This is a genomic window from Aquiflexum sp., assembly GCF_041751335.1.
Classification (GTDB): Bacteria; Bacteroidota; Bacteroidia; order Cytophagales; family Cyclobacteriaceae; genus Aquiflexum.
On sequence record NZ_JBGSXS010000023.1, the window covers coordinates 1 to 17,499 of the forward strand.

13 protein-coding genes are annotated in these 17,499 nt (G+C 36.9%); 5 read left to right on the forward strand and 8 right to left on the reverse strand.

Annotated features, from left to right (window positions below; genetic code table 11):
- Positions 1 to 552 precede the first annotated feature (552 nt).
- Positions 553 to 1,221 (forward strand): lysoplasmalogenase family protein, encoded by a 669-nt coding sequence (locus ACEW8U_RS01155; protein ID WP_373520197.1) that lies wholly within the window; start codon positions 553 to 555, stop codon positions 1,219 to 1,221.
- A 17-nt stretch (positions 1,222 to 1,238) separates the two neighbouring features.
- Here ACEW8U_RS01155 and ACEW8U_RS01160 read toward each other — a convergent pair whose 3' ends face one another.
- From ACEW8U_RS01160 to ACEW8U_RS01180, 5 genes are all read right to left on the reverse strand, one after another.
- Positions 1,239 to 2,591: a M24 family metallopeptidase gene (locus ACEW8U_RS01160; protein WP_373520198.1), complete on the reverse strand. Its 1,353-nt coding sequence runs from the start codon at positions 2,589 to 2,591 to the stop codon at positions 1,239 to 1,241.
- Positions 2,592 to 2,649: 58 nt separating this feature from the next.
- Positions 2,650 to 4,017 (reverse strand): MATE family efflux transporter, encoded by a 1,368-nt coding sequence (locus tag ACEW8U_RS01165; RefSeq protein WP_373520199.1) that lies wholly within the window; start codon positions 4,015 to 4,017, stop codon positions 2,650 to 2,652.
- Between the two features lie 21 nt (positions 4,018 to 4,038).
- A complete protein-coding gene (locus tag ACEW8U_RS01170; protein ID WP_373520200.1) occupies positions 4,039 to 4,578 on the reverse strand; it encodes an NUDIX domain-containing protein in 540 nt (179 codons plus the stop codon).
- Positions 4,579 to 4,634: 56 nt separating this feature from the next.
- Positions 4,635 to 5,117, reverse strand: coding sequence for an Lrp/AsnC family transcriptional regulator (locus ACEW8U_RS01175; protein WP_373520201.1), 483 nt, complete (start codon positions 5,115 to 5,117; stop codon positions 4,635 to 4,637).
- Between the two features lie 210 nt (positions 5,118 to 5,327).
- The gene (locus ACEW8U_RS01180) at positions 5,328 to 6,521 is read right to left on the reverse strand and encodes a tol-pal system protein YbgF (RefSeq protein WP_373520202.1); all 1,194 of its coding nucleotides are present in this window, start codon (positions 6,519 to 6,521) and stop codon (positions 5,328 to 5,330) included.
- 76 nt (positions 6,522 to 6,597) lie between these two features.
- Between ACEW8U_RS01180 and ACEW8U_RS01185 the strand changes: the two genes are divergently transcribed.
- Both ACEW8U_RS01185 and ACEW8U_RS01190 read left to right on the forward strand, forming a co-directional pair.
- Positions 6,598 to 7,248 carry a sulfate ABC transporter permease gene (locus ACEW8U_RS01185; RefSeq protein WP_373520203.1) on the forward strand — a complete coding sequence of 217 codons (651 nt, stop codon included), beginning with the start codon at positions 6,598 to 6,600 and terminating at the stop codon, positions 7,246 to 7,248.
- A 117-nt stretch (positions 7,249 to 7,365) separates the two neighbouring features.
- Positions 7,366 to 9,393, forward strand: a complete 2,028-nt coding sequence (locus tag ACEW8U_RS01190) for a M3 family metallopeptidase (protein ID WP_373520204.1) — start codon at positions 7,366 to 7,368, stop codon at positions 9,391 to 9,393.
- A gap of 118 nt (positions 9,394 to 9,511) precedes the next feature.
- Here ACEW8U_RS01190 and ACEW8U_RS01195 read toward each other — a convergent pair whose 3' ends face one another.
- Positions 9,512 to 10,948 (reverse strand): amidohydrolase, encoded by a 1,437-nt coding sequence (locus ACEW8U_RS01195; protein WP_373520205.1) that lies wholly within the window; start codon positions 10,946 to 10,948, stop codon positions 9,512 to 9,514.
- Positions 10,949 to 11,329: 381 nt separating this feature from the next.
- On the reverse strand, positions 11,330 to 12,322 hold the full coding sequence (locus ACEW8U_RS01200; protein WP_373520206.1) for a cation diffusion facilitator family transporter: 993 nt from the start codon (positions 12,320 to 12,322) through the stop codon (positions 11,330 to 11,332).
- Positions 12,323 to 12,514: 192 nt separating this feature from the next.
- On the opposite strand from ACEW8U_RS01200, the gene ACEW8U_RS01205 reads away from it, so the two are divergent.
- Both ACEW8U_RS01205 and ACEW8U_RS01210 read left to right on the forward strand, forming a co-directional pair.
- Positions 12,515 to 13,600: an AI-2E family transporter gene (locus ACEW8U_RS01205; RefSeq protein WP_373520207.1), complete on the forward strand. Its 1,086-nt coding sequence runs from the start codon at positions 12,515 to 12,517 to the stop codon at positions 13,598 to 13,600.
- Positions 13,572 to 14,522, forward strand: a complete 951-nt coding sequence (locus ACEW8U_RS01210) for a tetratricopeptide repeat protein (protein ID WP_373520208.1) — start codon at positions 13,572 to 13,574, stop codon at positions 14,520 to 14,522. Before ACEW8U_RS01205 ends, ACEW8U_RS01210 begins: the two co-directional genes overlap by 29 nt.
- A 4-nt stretch (positions 14,523 to 14,526) precedes the next feature.
- On the opposite strand, the gene ACEW8U_RS01215 is transcribed toward ACEW8U_RS01210, so the two are convergent.
- Positions 14,527 to 17,472 carry a PAS domain S-box protein gene (locus ACEW8U_RS01215; protein WP_373520209.1) on the reverse strand — a complete coding sequence of 982 codons (2,946 nt, stop codon included), beginning with the start codon at positions 17,470 to 17,472 and terminating at the stop codon, positions 14,527 to 14,529.
- Positions 17,473 to 17,499 lie beyond the last annotated feature (27 nt).

Consider the following 17,499-nt stretch of genomic DNA (forward strand, 5'->3'; position numbering starts at 1 on the left):
GGCGCTTTGGTGTCAGGATTTGTCTTTGCAAATGATGTCAAAAACTTTGCTTTGGTTTTTTCACTAGGAGCAGCCACTTCAATTGTGGCTTTTTTCTTTCTTTTGACAATTCCAAAAAATAAAGAAATACCAGTTTTAAAACCTTAATAAATTAAAATTCAATTTTATAATGCAATTTTATAAATAATACTTAACCATAGCAATTAAGTATAAAAATTTGTAATTCAAGTTAATTATAACATTTTTAATTAAATTTTTATTTAAAAAGTATGTTATATTTTGAGTTATTCATTTACATTTAAATTTATATGCGTGTACGCTATGATGCCAGTAAAATGGTTATTCATTTTAATTCTAGCCAGGAAACTTAAATGCCCAGTACATCGGACTTCCGACATCGGACTTCCAACATGTTTGAATTAGAATATTGGATTACTGGCAAAGAAGCGCATAACCATTTAAATTTATTAATTATAGACTCTAATGTTAGCTTGGAAGAATGCTTTGACCGCTATATATTTTATTTGTGTTTTACTTTCAATTATTTTTCTTTTGACCAATTTGAAAACTGGTTTTTATTTTTTTAATCTGATTACACTTCCAATTCTTATCATTTACCTGATTTTAAGATTTAAAGACAACAATCACTCGCTGATGCCTTTGATGATTGTGGCTATTTTCTTCTCATTTATTGGTGATATTTTTATGCTGCCCGATATTGAAATTAATTTGTTTAAAACCTTAGGGATTTGCACTTTCATTGTCGCACAGACCTTTTATGGGTTATTGTATATCAAATCTTCAAAACTTGGAATTGAAGGGTCTAAACCAAAGTTGAAAAAATTGTGGCCTGAATTTGTGCTTTCTGCCATTCTTGGCGTCTATGCCTCGATGATCCTATCCTTCACTGATGACCTGTTTTTCCCGAGCCTTTTCTACTCTTTTATTGGTATCGGTGCTTTTATTCTGGCTATGAACAGGAGGTTTTTTGTAAGCCGAAAAAGTTTCAACATTGTTTTTTTTGGAGCTTTTCTATTCATAGTCAGTGCTTCAATTACTGGCATGGATTTCTACAGTAAAGATCCAATAAGACATGCTATTAGCATTTTGGCGTACACCATGGCTCATTACCTGATTAGTTACGGGATACTCTTGCAAATTCAGGAAGTGCCTGAGCCCCATGATTTATTTGATAAATCTAAAAGCTCGATTTCAAATTAATTTCAATTAAATCGACTCTAATTTTTCAAATGATTGGAAACCCTCGGTATAGTCATATAATTTTTCAGTCTTCCATTGAGATAAGTCACTTTTTCACCATCATAAAAGGCGCCTTCCTCCAGCATAATCCTAACCTCTTTGTTCCACTCTTTTACAAATACAACTGCATTCAGCTCAATGGCATAGACTGTATTGGGATATAATGGGTAGTCCCCCGCTCCTTTTGTATCCCCTTGATTATCCCACATACCAATAGTCGGTCCTGAAGCATGGCCGTGAGTCCCAAGCGGATGTGAGTAAATACTTCCATTGATACCTTCAGAATCCATCATTTTTCTGGTTTCTCTCAAAATTTGATTCCCAGTCCTTCCGCTTACAAATTGAGATGTGAGAATATCCTGAAGCCTGTTGCCCACTTTCATCGCATCTTCGAGGTATTGAGGCACCTCATCTTCACCTGGCTTTAGCACATAGGCTAATTGTTGGGTATCTGTATTTAACCTCAAATAGGTGATTCCAAAATCCATATGGAGAATATCTCCCGGCATAATTACTTCTGAATCCGCTTTTACCGCAAATGACCTTAAATGCTCCTGGGAGTTAGGGTCTGGTCTTTGAATATCAACAGATGGGTGAAACCAAGTATCAAGCTTTAACTCCTTAATTCTTTCCCTGTACCACCATACCACATCTTCAGTTGTAGTCACCCCGGGAGTGATCACATTTTCAGAAAGTCCTTCCGCTATGATTTGATTGGCTATGGCTTGAATATGTCTATATGTTGCCATTTCAGAGGGTGTCCTTGTTTCCAACCATCCTACGGCCAAACTTTGGGCAGAGGTGATTTTTGAATGATAATTTTTGGGAAGGTATTCTAAAAGGGTATTGTATTCAGTCACATTCAATCCATCAGCATGGCCATAGTCTTTGGCCATATTCAGACCAATTTTTTTTGGATTTTTCTCGGCAATCAAATCTGCCAATCTTTTCCATTGATCAGGCTGGGTTTCGGGATCCCAAGCTTTTTTGAAAGATTTCCCCACATCATATCTTGCAACAGCAAGTGTCTCTACTTCCTGACTGTTTGGTGCTTTGTAGATGACTAGCATGGTTCTCCGTCTTGCGGCATGCCATGTAGCTGGCAAAAAAGTCCTGATCACAGGATCTTCATTATACTCCCTTGAAATAATTACCCACATATCAATGTCAGCCCTATCCATCAGGGAAGGCAGTAAGGTTTTTATTCTTTCTTCCAGCCATTTGTCAATCACCACGGCTTGCTCCTTTTGGGACAAAACATGGAGACTTTGAGAAAAAGAAATATGAGTCAATAAAAAGAGAACGGCATTTAGGGTAAAGATTTTTTTCATTTTCAGTTTGAATAATTTATCGGAAAATAGAAAGAATCCCTTTAAATAAAAAACCAAACTATATTGATGGGATTTTTGAATTCTTTTCACGCAAAAGCCTTGAACTTAAACGCTGAAACCTGAATAAAAGCAGAATTCCTGTGACTGTCAATCCTATCAGTAAACCATACCAAATACCCACTTCCTGCATTCCCAATACGAATGCAAAAAAATAACCCAATGGCAAACCAATGATCCAATAAGCCACTAGAGTTACAACAGTTGGAACCCTAACGTCTGCCATACCCCTTAAAGCCCCTAGTCCCACCACTTGTATACCATCCGATAATTGGAATAAGCCAGCAATGATAAGTAAGGTTGCACTCATTTGAATAACCGCCGTATCATCTATATAAAGCGATGGCAAAAACTCCCTGAAAACAATGAAAATTACAGCTGATATACTCATAAACATTGTGACCATTATAAAAACGGTGAATCCAGCCTCTCGGAGAGATTTGATGTCATTTCTTCCGAGTTGATTACCCACCCTGACCATTGCAGCTATTGAAAGCCCCGAAGCCATCATATAACTCACCGATGCAAGGTTGATGGCTATCTGATGGGCAGCAAGTGCATTGACACTGATCCATCCCATCATAATGGCCGCCGCACTGAAAGCACCGACCTCAAAAATAAACTGAAAACCAGTAGGCACACCTATTTTCAGCATTCGGGCTATCATGTGAAAACTCATTTTTTTTATCCCAAGACCCAATGAATATGGTTTATACCGTTTTGATTTTCGAACATAATAGACAATGACCACAGCCATCATAACCCGAGAAATAAGGGTTGCCCAACCAGCACCATTCAATCCCATGGATGAAAACCCCAAATTACCATAGATCAAAACCCAATTTAAAAAAACGTTTATTGCATTGCAGAACAATGTGATATACATGGCTTGTTTGGTTTGGGAAAGCCCTTCTGCTAGTTGTTTGAATGTTTGGAAAAACATGAATGGCAGCAAAGAAAAAGTGATAATAACAAGATATGGAATCGCTTGGATCACCACCTCCTTAGGTTGATTCAAATGTTTCAATAATGGGGAGGCTAAGACAATCAATAGGAACAACATGGTTCCTGTGGCCATATTGATCACAAATGCATGATTGAAGAGTCTTGAAATTTTACCCGCATTTCTCTTTCCATCCTCCATTGCCACCAAGGGAGTGATTGCCATGGAAACCCCAATACCAAACATCAGGGCAACATAAAAAATACTATTTGCCAAAGATGCTGCTGCCAAAGGTTCTGCTCCCAATCTACCTACCATCATACTGTCAGCAACGCCGACCAATACTTGGCCCAATTGGCTAAGCATTACCGGAACTGCTAAATAAGTGGTTTTGGAAAAATTATCTTTAAAATCAGCAATTGTCATTACCTACAATATACAAAATGATCAAATATTCTTCAGTTTGGCTACTTTGAGTAAGCCTGCAATAGATATTGCGTCAGTGATTTCACCATCCATGACCTTTTGTACAGCATCCTGAAGCGGTAATTTCAAAACATGCAGTTGTTCTGTTTCTTCAAATTCTGTTTCCCCCTCGGTCAAGCCCTCAGCAAGAAAGACAAAACCTTCCTCATCAGTCACTGAATTGGAAGTATGAATCCTAAGAATATTGGTCCACTTTTCGGCAAGAAGTCCCGTTTCTTCTTTAAGCTCGCGCTTTGCAGATTCCAAAATATCTATTTCAATAGGTCCTCCACCCATGGGTATTTCCCAAGAAAACTCGTCCAAAGTATACCGATATTGACCAATTAGCCAAGTATTTCCTTCTAGATCAATCGGAATAATTCCTAAGGCTTTGTTTTTAAAAATGACTTTTCCATAAATCCCGTCTTTTCCAGAAGGAATCACCACCTGATGCTCTTCAAGTTTGATCCAAGGGTTGTCATAAATATCTTTAATAGATTTGGTTTTCCAGGGATTTTCCATAATTAGGCATAAAAAAAGGGTGACTTTAGGCCACCCTTAAATCTTTAATCTTTAAATTATGCAGGGATCGGCAATACTTTGCTATCCTTAAATGTAGAAAGAATCACCATAGATTGCATTGAATCCACTTCTTTAATTTCACTTACTTTCTCAAGCATCAATTTTTGATAAGCGGTGATATCTTTGGCTATTATTTTTAAAATAAAGTCGCCTGTACCTGTAATATGATGGCATTCGATTACTTCTTGTATTTCGTTGATTTCTCGCATAAAAGCATCGATATTTCCTTTGTTATGACCTATTAGGCTTACAAGAACAAAAGTACTGACACCAAGGCCGATTTTCTCAGGGTCTAGTTTAGCATGATAGCTTTTTATGATTCCTGATTGCTCCAACTTTTTCACACGCTCCAATGTCGGTGCAGGAGAAAGTCCAATATCTTTAGAAAGCTGGGCGTTGGTAATTTTGGCGTTTCCTTGTAGGATCTCTAGGATCTTGCGGTCTATTTTATCGAATTTCACTTTAATGCTATTATCCATGATTGAAGAATTTTCAAAATATTATGTTGTACAAAGGTAATATAATTTGATATTGTTTTAAAGCAATTACTAACAAAAAACGTGGTTGAAACCAAAATATTGTTATCTGATTAACTACTTTTCAGAATTTTTGCATTGAATTATTTTCAACTTTATGAAATTTTTCAAATTATCTCCTGATTTTTCTATTTTTGGAACGAGAAAGTTTAATTAAAGTTTATTCTTTTTGATATAATTTCGAGCTTCGATGTGCGCGGGGTGTTTTCTCTTGGCATATTTCTTTACTTGATTGAAATATTGTTTTGCCAGTACTTTGTTCTTCTCTTCATTGGCCATCTTTCCCAAAGCTATTAACGAAAATAAATAATACCCACTTTCCTGGCTTTCTGATTCTTCACCATAAGAAAGCGTCTTGAGATAATATTTTTTTGCTTCCTGTTTTTCATTTACCCTATCATAAAACTGGGCGATATAAAATGCTGCATATCTGCCTGAATTAGACTCATATCCTGTCCATCCTTCTTCAATCCTTCTCAATATCTCCTCTGACTTTTCTTTGGACTCTGTGATTCTTCCAACTGTATATAAATGTCTCGCATAAGATCGATGAAAATAGGGATTGTTTGGAAATTTGGAATGTAAATAGTCAGTAATGGCCAAGGCTTTGTAAGGTTGCTTTTCATCAGAAGAATATAACCTAAACAAAAAATATTGTGCTTCAACCCTTGCATAAAACGCATTTTGGGCAACATCCTCCAATTGCTTCAAACCTAGGGCTTTATCACCTTTTGGGAATAAGGCTACCACAGGTTTCAAATAAGGATAGTTCTCAGGAATCCAAACAGAGAAATAATTAAAAAGTGCATCACCCAACAAAAGCTCTGGATTGAGTTCTTCCTCACCCCTACTCAAATTGAGGTATTTCAGTGCATTCTTGCCAGCAAATGTGGCTTTGGCCCAACTCTTCCTTTCACTAAGCAATCTCCCTTGGAAGCCATATGCACCTGCCAGAAAAAATGCAGCCTCTCTATTACCAGAATCATCGTTAAGCATCTTTTTTGCTTTGTCGATCACTTCGTCCATCTGTCTGATGAACAGTTCATCCATCCTCTTGTTTTCGATATCCGGTGCGATTTTCCACCATGTACTTAATCCTAATAAAAAATAAGGCAATGGATGGTCAGGATATTGATATTGAAGCACCCTGAAACCCCGCTCAGCTGTTGCGAAGTCAAAATTATAAAGTGCATTTACATTTTCAGTAATCCTGAATTGAAGTCCCTTATCCAAAAGGAGGTATGGAGATTCCTCAATTCCAATTTTATCCAAGGGTTCTTCTTGGGCATCAGCCACGAGGGTGGTGCTGATGAATAAAAAACCAAATAATATCAGTAATGTCCGCATTCTTATTCTAAATTTTCTTCAAAATTATATGGTAATCCAAACAATCATTTAGATTTGGCAATAATTATTTTATGATATGGCGATTCCACAAAGTTCAATTTCTCAACGTATTCAGGATACAATAGATTTCGACAAGAGATTGTTTTTTCTGATTCTTGTTGTTTTATTTTTGTTGATACGCTATGTGACCAATGATCTGATACTCCAAAGCGTCCCAGGTTATGATGAGTTAGAGGCGGATGGTACCTTTACCATCTTCCATATTTTCAATGCTTTGAATTACTTGTGGACACCATTTGCATTGTTATGGAAATTTACGGTGACTGCTTTTGTGATTTGGACAGGGGCCTTTGCTTTTGGCTATAAAACCTCCTTTACTAAATTATGGCAATTTATTCTAGTAGCAGAAGTAATTTTTGTTTTTCCTGAGTTGATAAAATTGTTATATTTTATCCAACCATCAGATTCTGTGACCTATTTAGAAGTGAAGAACTTCTATCCTCTCTCATTCTATAACTTGGTTGATTTGGGCACTATCTCCCCAAAATATATCTATCCGCTACAGGCTATCAATCTTTTTGAACTGCTTTACATTTTTGTTTTGGTTATGGGATTTCATTCCATCAGCAGGCGAAGTATTTCTGAATCTACAATAGTAATTCTATTTAGTTATGTTATTTGTTTCTTTTTATGGTTGGGGTTTTACCTCATGGTCTACAAATCATGATCTTTTCCTGATAATTTTCTAGGCCTTTATAAACCACATGCTTTCCAAAAAACATCAAAAGTTGGTTAACTTTGTCCGAATTGAAGTGTTTTTCAGATTAAATTAAATATTATATCTATGAATCCATTATTGGAAAAATTCACTACTCCATTTGATACCCCTCCTTTTCATCTTATCAAAACCGAACATTTTCTTCCTGCCATACAGGAAGCCATCAATTTCGCTAAAAATGATATCGCTACAATCAAAAGCCAACCTCTTCCGGATTTTGAAAATACTATCGCTGCATTGGATCAAGCGGGTGACAGACTTAACGTAGTCTCAGCTATTTTTTTCAATCTTAATTCAGCAGAAACAAGTGATGAAATTCAAGCTTTGGCCAGGGAGATTTCTCCTTTGTTAACTGCACATAGCAATGATGTATTGCTCGATGAGGTATTATTTGATCATATCAAACAGGTTTATGCTCAAAAAGATCAATTAAAGTTAAATGAAGAACAGGATACACTTTTGGTGAAAACCTATAAGGCATTTGTTCGGAACGGTGCGCAGCTTGATGAGAAACAAAAAAACAGGCTCCGGGAAATCGATAAAGAATTATCGCAGCTTGGGCTTAAGTTTGGTGAAAATGTATTGGCCGAAACCAATAAGTATGAACTTATCATTGAAGATATGGGCAATCTTTCTGGATTACCTGATGCTGTGAAAGAAGCGGCCGCACAAACAGCCGAAGAAAAGGGTAAATCTGGCAAATGGGTGTTCACATTAGCCTACCCTAGCTATATCCCATTTATGACCTATGCGGATAATCGGCCATTGAGACAGGAGATTTTCCAGGCATACAACACCAAATGCAGTAAAAGTGATGAACTGGACAATCAGCAGCATATCAAGGACATGCTCAGGTTGAAAACTGAAAGGGCTGCTTTATTGGGTTACAAAAGTTTTTCTGATTTTGTTTTGGAAGAAAGAATGGCAAAAAGTGGTCCTGAAGTGATGCACTTTCTATCCAATTTATTGGAAAAAGCAAAACCCAAAGCACATAAAGAGGTCGAGGAATTAGAGAAATTCGCCAAAGAGTTGGATAACCTGGAAAAGGTTGAAAAGTGGGATTTTGGCTATTATTCCGAAAAACTCAAAAAACAAAAATATGAAGTGGATGACGAATTACTCCGTCCGTTCTTTAAACTTGAAAATGTAATAAATGGTGTTTTTAGCACCGCAGAAAAACTTTATGGATTGAAATTTGAAATCAATACAGACATTCCTGTTTACCATCCAGAGGTAAGCGCTTATGAAGTCAAAGACGAAAATGGAAACCATATTTCTGTCTTTTATGCGGACTTTTTCCCTCGTGCAGGAAAGAGAAATGGGGCATGGATGACAAGTTTCCGTGGTCAAAAAGTGATTGATGGAAAAGATAAAAGACCTCATGTTTCTATTGTATGCAACTTCACCAAACCAACCAAAACCAAACCATCTCTTTTGACTTTCAATGAAGTAACGACGCTTTTCCATGAGTTTGGACATGCACTTCATGGGATGTTGGCAAAAGGCACCTATGAATCACTTTCAGGGACAAGTGTTTATTGGGATTTTGTTGAACTTCCCTCTCAGATATTTGAAAACTGGTGTTATGAAAAAGAGTGTTTGGACCTTTTCGCCAAACACTACGAAACAGGTGAACCGATTTCTGAGGATTTGATCAATAAAATAAAAAATGCCTCCAATTTCCATCAAGGATATCAAACCCTAAGGCAGATAAGTTTTGGACTCTTGGACATGGCATACCATAGTACTGAACCAACTCAGATTCAAGATATTCCGGAATTCGAAAAAAAGATAATGGAAGCTACCAACTTACTTCCTGATGTTGAAGGCACATTGATGAGTACTTCTTTTTCACATATTTTCCAAGGGGGGTATGCTGCTGGTTACTACAGTTACAAATGGGCCGAAGTGTTGGATGCAGATGCTTTTGAATTGTTTTTGGAAAAAGGAATTTTCGATAAGGAGACAGCTACTTCTTTCATGGAGAACATCCTTTCTGCCGGTGGACGAGTACATCCATCAATACTGTACCGAAGATTTAGGGGAAGGGAACCTCAACCAGAGGCCTTGTTAAAAAGAGCTGGATTAGTTTAAATAAAAAACTCATTGAAGTTGTAATTTTACAAATCCGGATTTTCAGTAGTAGAGCTCACGTGTAATCAAAAAAAGGATGGCTTTTTACCCATCCTTTTTTTGATTTTTATTTTGTAATTCAATTTTTTATATTGAAATCAAGAGGTACTTTTTTATCCCCAACAAGAGCTTCGTATTTCAAATCTCCCATGCGTTCATTGAATTCATTGGTCGCTTCTTTGATCAACAAAGGATTCAAAATCAAGTCTTTGCCTGTAAGCGCCATTGTTTTAGCGGCAAGCATCATGCCTTTGTATCCAATACTCATACCATCCGCCGCTACAGCCTGCCACGTATGGGCAGCTGTTCCCGGAACCCAAGTTGCAGTGCCTAATCCTACAGTAGGTACGACATAACTTACATCACCAACATCTGTAGAAGCCGGGAAGAAATTGACACGGTACGGCTCGATATTTTTAGTTGATTCTATGGGAGGAATGTTTTTCGAGTTAAATGTTTTTTGTATCTCCCTTGCAAACTCAATCTCTTCTGGGCTGTACTCAAATCCACCTAACGAAGAAAGATTTTTATGCATCACTTTGGCTAAAGTTTCATTGGGCAAGAGACCATATAATCCTGATGCTAGTTCAATATCAACCTTTGTACCTGTTCCCATGGCAGCACCTTCGGCCGCTTTTCCAATTCTGGCCCACATATCTTTAAGTTCGGTTATATCAGGATGCCTGATCATATACTGAACCTCTGCATAGTCAGGCACAACGTTTGGCGCCAAACCACCATTGGAAATAATATAATGGATTCTACTTTCCTGATCTACATGTTCACGCATCATATTGACCATCATATTCATGGCCTCCACGGCATCAAGTGCAGATCTTCCCCTTTGTGGCGAGGCTGCTGCATGGGCAGTTTCACCATGAAATTTGAACCTGCCACCAATTACAGCATTGCAACTCGAAGCATTTGCTGCATTTCTATCGGAAGGATGCCAATTGATGACAGCATCTACTCCGTTGAAGATGCCATCACGGGCCATATAAACCTTGCCTCCACCACTTTCTTCTGCCGGTGTTCCAAAAATTTTGATAGTAGCCTTGATATTATTTGCATCAATCCAATCTTTAAGGGCGACTCCTGAAGCTACGACCGCAGTCCCAAATAAGTTATGTCCACATCCATGTCCACTTCCGCCTTCTACTATCACGGATCTGTAAGGAACTGCATCCTGCGACAAACCTGGCAACGCATCATATTCTGCCAAAAACCCAATAACGGGACCACCTTTGTCATAGGTTGCAACAAAAGCCGTAGGCATACCTGCCACTCCTGTTTCCACATTAAATCCTGAAGCTTTTAATTCTTCTATTAGTACTTTAGAACTGGTGAATTCCAAAAACCCCAATTCCGGGTTTTCCCATATTTCACGGGCAGCTTTCGAAAACTTTTCTGTATTGGCATCAAGATTTTTAGTAATAAATGCATCATGGGAAGTTTCTTGCCCCCATACTTGAAGGGAAAATAAAATTCCCAAAAATCCCAGTATTGATTTTTTCATAGGATTGAAATTTACGGTTGAAGATTTTAATGAATATGTATTCCTAAAAATAAGGTTTGGAAGCTTAAAACAAAACAGAAAAATTTTTCTTATACTCTTAAAATAAAAAAAGGACATGTAAAGACATGTCCATTTTCAAACTCTTTAATCCATTTGAAAAGCAATTGCTGTTTAAGGAACAGCTTTTAATCCTTTGATTTCTTGTTAGATCACAATGAGAACTCCAACAAGAATCAACCATACTACGGATGTTACCGCTAGCAGTATCCGAAATTGTTTGTCCTCGTTCATGGCTTTTTTTTAACGAATATACTAAGTTTTTTGTATTTTGTCAAAAATAACAAAAATTTTTAAAAAAAAATATTCTTTGGTAAAACAATATTATCCATGTAGATCATGATAATGTTTTTGGTTCTTCGACATATTTGACGCTGTCCATTCTATTTTCTTCTCGAAAGGTACTTTTCTTACAGGACAATCAATGATTTGGCAATAGTGACAGCATTTTTCGGGTATGCAAGGATCAGAATGGACAAAAACTTCCATATCTCCTCTCCAATCATCCTCCAAGACCTCTTCGAGTTGTTCTACCTCAAGATGTACTTGTTTTAAATCTAAATAATAAGGCAATGTCAGATGAAGATCAATATGCCTATCTCCTCCGTATTGTTGCACTCTCATGTTGTGGATATCAATCCAAGTATTTTTTCTGTTATAATTAATTACATTGACAGTTGACTCCAAGGCTTTAGGGTCGGCCTCATCCATAAGCCCGCCCACAGACCTTCTGACCAAGCCATATCCCGAAAACATGATATAAAAAGAAAACAAGATGGCAATCACCGAATCCAAAAACATATATTGGGTCAGGTAGATAATCAAAACTCCAAAAACCAAAAGAAAACTAGTCAGGGTATCTGTTATCAAATGTTTGCCACTCGCCTCAAGAGTCAGACTGTTCAGCGCTTTTCCTTTTTTTTGTAAAAAATATCCAAGTATACCATTTACTGAACCTGCGAATGTTACCAACATAACTCCCTCTACCAGTTTTTCAAGTTCTTTTGGGAAAAATAAATTATAAATGGATTGATGCAATATAAATACACCAGCAAGAATAATCAAAGTGCCCTCCACCCCAGCGCTAAAAAATTCAATCTTACCATGTCCATACGGGTGATTATCATCTCGGGGTCTTGAACTCAAGTAAATGCTAAAAGTTGCGAATCCAGCCGCTACCACATTTACTATACTTTCAAGCGCATCAGTAAGGATTGCCGTGGAATTGGTTATATAAAAAGAATAGAATTTGACTATCAGTAACACAATGCTGACAACAAATGAAATTCTTATCCAATTCGATTTTTCTCTTTCCACTATTTAATTTTTAATCTGTCAAAAATAGAACTAATTTTAATAATCTTGTTTTGTCCATTGAGTATAGCATAAAATTAGTCCGCATTGAAATTTCTTAAGGTCTTGAATACAAAACGTAGAGTTCCGTTTGATCTGGGTTAAACTTGGAGAAATGAAAGCTATTAAATTTAAATTTTCAATTTTTAAAGGAATATGGAATTAAATAAATTACAACTGCCTGCCTATCTTAAAGCGCTATTTGTACTTTTACTAATCATTGTCATTATTTTTATTCTGATCATCGGCCGAAGCATTCTTGTCCCTTTATTTCTTGCAGGCCTGATCTCAGTGCTACTTACTCCAATGGGGAACTGGTTTGAAAGCAAAAAAATATCTAGGACGCTGAGTACGATAATTGCCTTATTGTCAGGGGTTTTTGCAATACTTGGAATATTTACATTTGTAGTCCTACAAGTTGCTAGTTTCAGCAAAGATCTTGGAAATGTGGGAGAAACACTCAATAAGTATCTTGAACAAATAGATAGTTTCATCATTGAAAACCTTAAAATTGAAACTGGTATTGGCCAAGGCTTTAACCAAGATTATTTGATAAATCTTTTACAGTCCAACAGCTCAAATCTTGCTGAATTCCTTCTTGGTACTTTGGGATCTCTTGCTAGTGTGGTATTATTACCTGTTTTCATTTTCTTTTTTCTTCTTTACAGAGATCATCTTACCACTTTTATAGCTTCATTCTTTAAAAATTACGAAGACCATAAAATTAAACAGGAAATCAGAATTTTAAGAAAAGTAGTTCAGAATTATATTATCGGAATCATGAAAGTAATGGCAATATTAGCGGTTATGAATATCGCAGTCTTATTTGGACTTGGAATCAAACATGCCGTTTTCTTTGGCGTCTTTGCAGCATTATTGAATGTCATTCCATATCTGGGCCCATTTCTTGGGGCAATTTTGCCCACCATATTTGCATTTCTCACCAAGGACAGCCTTTTTTACCCTATTGGTGTTGTGATAGCCTTTCAGATTATTCAGATGATAGAAAGTAATTATTTGACTCCGAAAATTGTTGGAAGCAATGTTAATCTCAATGCATTTGTTACATTAGTTGGCTTGCTGATAGGTGCGTCTATTTGGGGAGTGATCGGAATGATCATGATTATACCTACTTTGGCCGTATTAAGGAAAATATTTGAACTTAGTGAATCCACTATGCCATTTGCCTTGTTGTTAGGTGAAGAAAAAAACAATGACAAAAAAGAGACTGATCCCACATAACTTTATAATTATTTTTCTGATATGGAACATCTCGTTACTTTCCTGTGATAGTCCGGATACCAAAAAAGAAAGGTACTTGCTAAAAGGTAATGAGAAGTTGAAAGAAAACGATACAAAATCCGCTATTGATTTTTATGGAGAAGCCCTCAAAATTGACCCTGATTTCAGGGATGCGCTTTTCAACAGGGGCTTGGTCATGTATCAATTGAACAGGTATGAAAATGCCATAGTAGATTATTCTTCCATCTTGAAAACCTACCCTACTGATACCATGGCCCTTTTTGAAAGAGGAGTGACTTATATGGACAATGGTGAGTTTTATAAGGCTTTGGAAGATAGTAAATCACTGATATCAATTAAGTCTGAAAGTTGGAGAAGTTATTTTTTGGAAGGATTGGTTTTGGAACAACTCAAAAATTATCAGGAATCTTTGAACTCATTTGAAAAAGCACTGAGCCTATCTCCGGACAATCCTGAAGTTTTAGTAAATCAAGCAACCATCTTTTATTATCTAAAGGATTTTGAAAAAGCTTTAATGGCTTTGGACAAAGCCGAAAAATTAGAACCTACTGAAGCCAACATTTATAATTTGAGATCCATGATTGCATTTGATAATGGGGAATTTAATGACGCGATGACTTTGATCAACAAAGCAATTTCGCTTAATTCCAACCAAGCTTATTTTTACAATAACAGGGGTCTATATCAATTATATAGGAATGAATTGGAAAAAGGACTAGAGGATATAAATTATAGCCTCAAACAAAATCCCAGAAATCTGTTCGCATTCAGAAATAAAGGTATATATCATTACCTAAATAATGAAAAGGATCTTGCTTTGAGGTATTTGACAGAAGTAAATGAAAAGGATCCTGAAATGGATTTAGTGAAGGAATACCTTGAAAAAGCAAATAATCTTTAAAAGCTTAACCAATGACTTCTTTGATTTTCTTTAACAGCTCAGCAGCATCAATAGGCTTGGATACATAACCTGTAAATCCACACTCCTCGATTTTTTCTAAAAGATCTTGTTTGGCCGCCGCAGACAATGCAATTACAGGCACATTTGAAATGGTCTTAATGATTGCGGTGGCTTCGAAACCATCCATCACCGGCATTTGAATATCCATCAAAACACAGTCATAATTGGTTTTGGCTACAGCATCCACTGCTTCCTGCCCATTGAATACCCTGTCATAGTCTAAGCCCCATTTCTTGATGATTTTTCCTAAAACCAATGCATTCACATCATTATCCTCAGCCATCAGTAGTTTGACTTTCCTTATAGCTGTTTCAGCTGGGATGGGTGTAGCTGGGACGGGTGAGGTAACTTTACTGATTTTTTCAAACTCAACTTCGAAGTAAAAAACAGAACCAACTCCTAACTCAGATTCAATACTGATATTGCTGTTCATTTGCTCCAGCAATTTCTTGGTAATAGAAAGTCCCAAACCAGTGCCTCCATATTTTTTGCTGAATGAATGTTGAATCTGATCAAATTGGTCAAATATTCTGGCTTGATGTTCTTTAGCTATTCCAATGCCCGTATCTTTTACTTCAAAATATACCCTGGCTTTGCCTTCTTTACTTTCCTTTAGTTTCAAGGTAACGTCAACCCTTCCGTTATTGGTGAATTTGAGTGCATTGGTGATTAGGTTGTTCAACACCTGCGCTAATCTGACTTTATCAGCCTTTACATCAATATTCAGCTCCTCAAGCATGTGTAGGGTAAGCTTATTCCTGCTGTCTTTTGCATGAAATTCAAGTCCATTGATCACCTGACCCACTACATTTTTGAGATTCATTGGATTATTTTCCAAAGTCAGTTTCCCTGCTTCAATTTTTTGGTAATCCAAAAGGTCATTGATCATGATGATCAAATTGTCAACAGCAAAATTGATGGTGTTCAAAGCCGAGGCTTGAATTGAAGTATGGTCGTCCTGTAGCAGGGAATACACTGAACCTGAAATTGCATTTAAAGGCGTTCTCAGTTCATGGCTGATCATGGATAGAAATTCAGATTTGATCTGACTTGCTCTTTCCGCTTGTTCCCTAGCACTCTTAAGATTATTTTCAAAGCGTTTCTGTTCGGAAATATCAGTTAGATATCCGTACCAAACCACATCACCATTCTCCAGAAGTTCGGGCTTGGCAGCTCCTAAGACCCATTTATAATTTCCACTGACTGGCTCAATCAGCCTGAATTGACAGGTCCAAGGTTTTAGGGTTCTCGCAGATGCCACTGTGGAAGTCAACACTTGAGCAATATCTTCAGGATGAACTTTATTGATGGCCTGACCAATATTTTTCATGCTGCTGAATTCAGCCTCTTTTACCCCCAACAAATCCTTGATCCCCGGACTTAGATAGGAAAAAGTCATCTCCCCTTCTTTATCCAAGACAAATTGATAGAGAGCGCCAGGTACCTGTTCAGTCAAGTGCAGTAAGAAATCTGATGATTCCTGTAAGGACTTTTCCAGTACAATTCTATCAGATATATCTCTGACAAATGATATGATATACTTTTTCCCCTGAATTTCAATGAGGTTGCAATTTACTTCAGCCTGATATTCAGTTCCATTTGATTTCTTAAAGGAGCTCTGATATATCCTGCTTTTTTCATTGGTCAATAGGGAAACATGGTCAACCCATTTGGATTCCTCAATAAAGTTGGTGTCAAATTCCCTAATTGAACTTGATGGTATGTTCTCAGATGTAAAATCCAATTTTTGATTTGCTTCCTGATTGGTGAAAATGATTTTCCCGGAAACATCCGTTACCAAAATAGCTTCAGGAGAAAGATCAAACATCTCCTTGAAAAGACCCAACTCATTCAATAAATTATATTCATCGGAAATATCCTGAAAAGTACCATAAACCTTACTGACCTCATTATCTTTAAAAAGGGCTTTCCCCAAAACCCTTACCCATTTTTCATTTCCTTTTTGAGTTCTGATTTTAGCTTTAAGATCAAAACTGTTACCTATTGCCATTAGTTCTGTCATTGCCTTCTGGATCTGAACCCTGAATTCAGGTAGAAAATATAGGATAGTCTGATCTATTGTAAAAAAAGTGGGCTGATCAATTTCGTGAATCGCATATAATTCTTCACTCCAGTATATGGCATTTTCAGGTAAGGAAATTTCCCACACTCCTGATTTAGAAACTTTTTCTCCCAGTTTAAACAACTCATGCTTCCATTCTCCATCAGCAATTGCCAATTGGTCAGAACTGATATCCCGACCTATTAAATAAAATTTTTCCTCATTAAAATTCACTTGCCAATTCATCCAAACAAATTCACCTCCTTTATGAAGCATTCGGGCTTTAAATTGACCTTGTTGCGCTCCTGCTTTTACCTCCTGAATAAGCTGTTGCGCTTTTGGAAGGTCATCGGTATGGAAAAACTGGCACAGCTCAACATTGGTAACCTCCTCTTGTGTATATCCCAACAAATTTTCAACTGATTCACTGACCCACGAAAGAAAATTCTCCTGACCAATCCCAATAATATCATTCCAGTTTTTAAGGAATTGATGGGTATCCTTTTTTGAAGGCATACCTTTACTTTTCATCTCCTTACCTTTATAAAAAAGGAAATAATTGGAACCGTTTTCCTGTGGCAACTCCAAGTTGAACACAAACTCCCTTTCTTGAAAATCAATAATCAGTTCTTCATTGAAAATATAGGAGTTTATATCAAGCCCCAAACCAACCAAGGTCTTTTCTTCCAAAAATTGACCCATGCCTTTGTCAAAGGCTGCGTTGGTATAAAAAATATTATACGGATAGGTATCGTCAGCCAAAAAGACCATCTCTGATGATTCATATATGATCTTTTTGAATGTATTATTGATACCTCTTTCTTTCATAAGAAACAGCAAAATGGGGTGAAAATA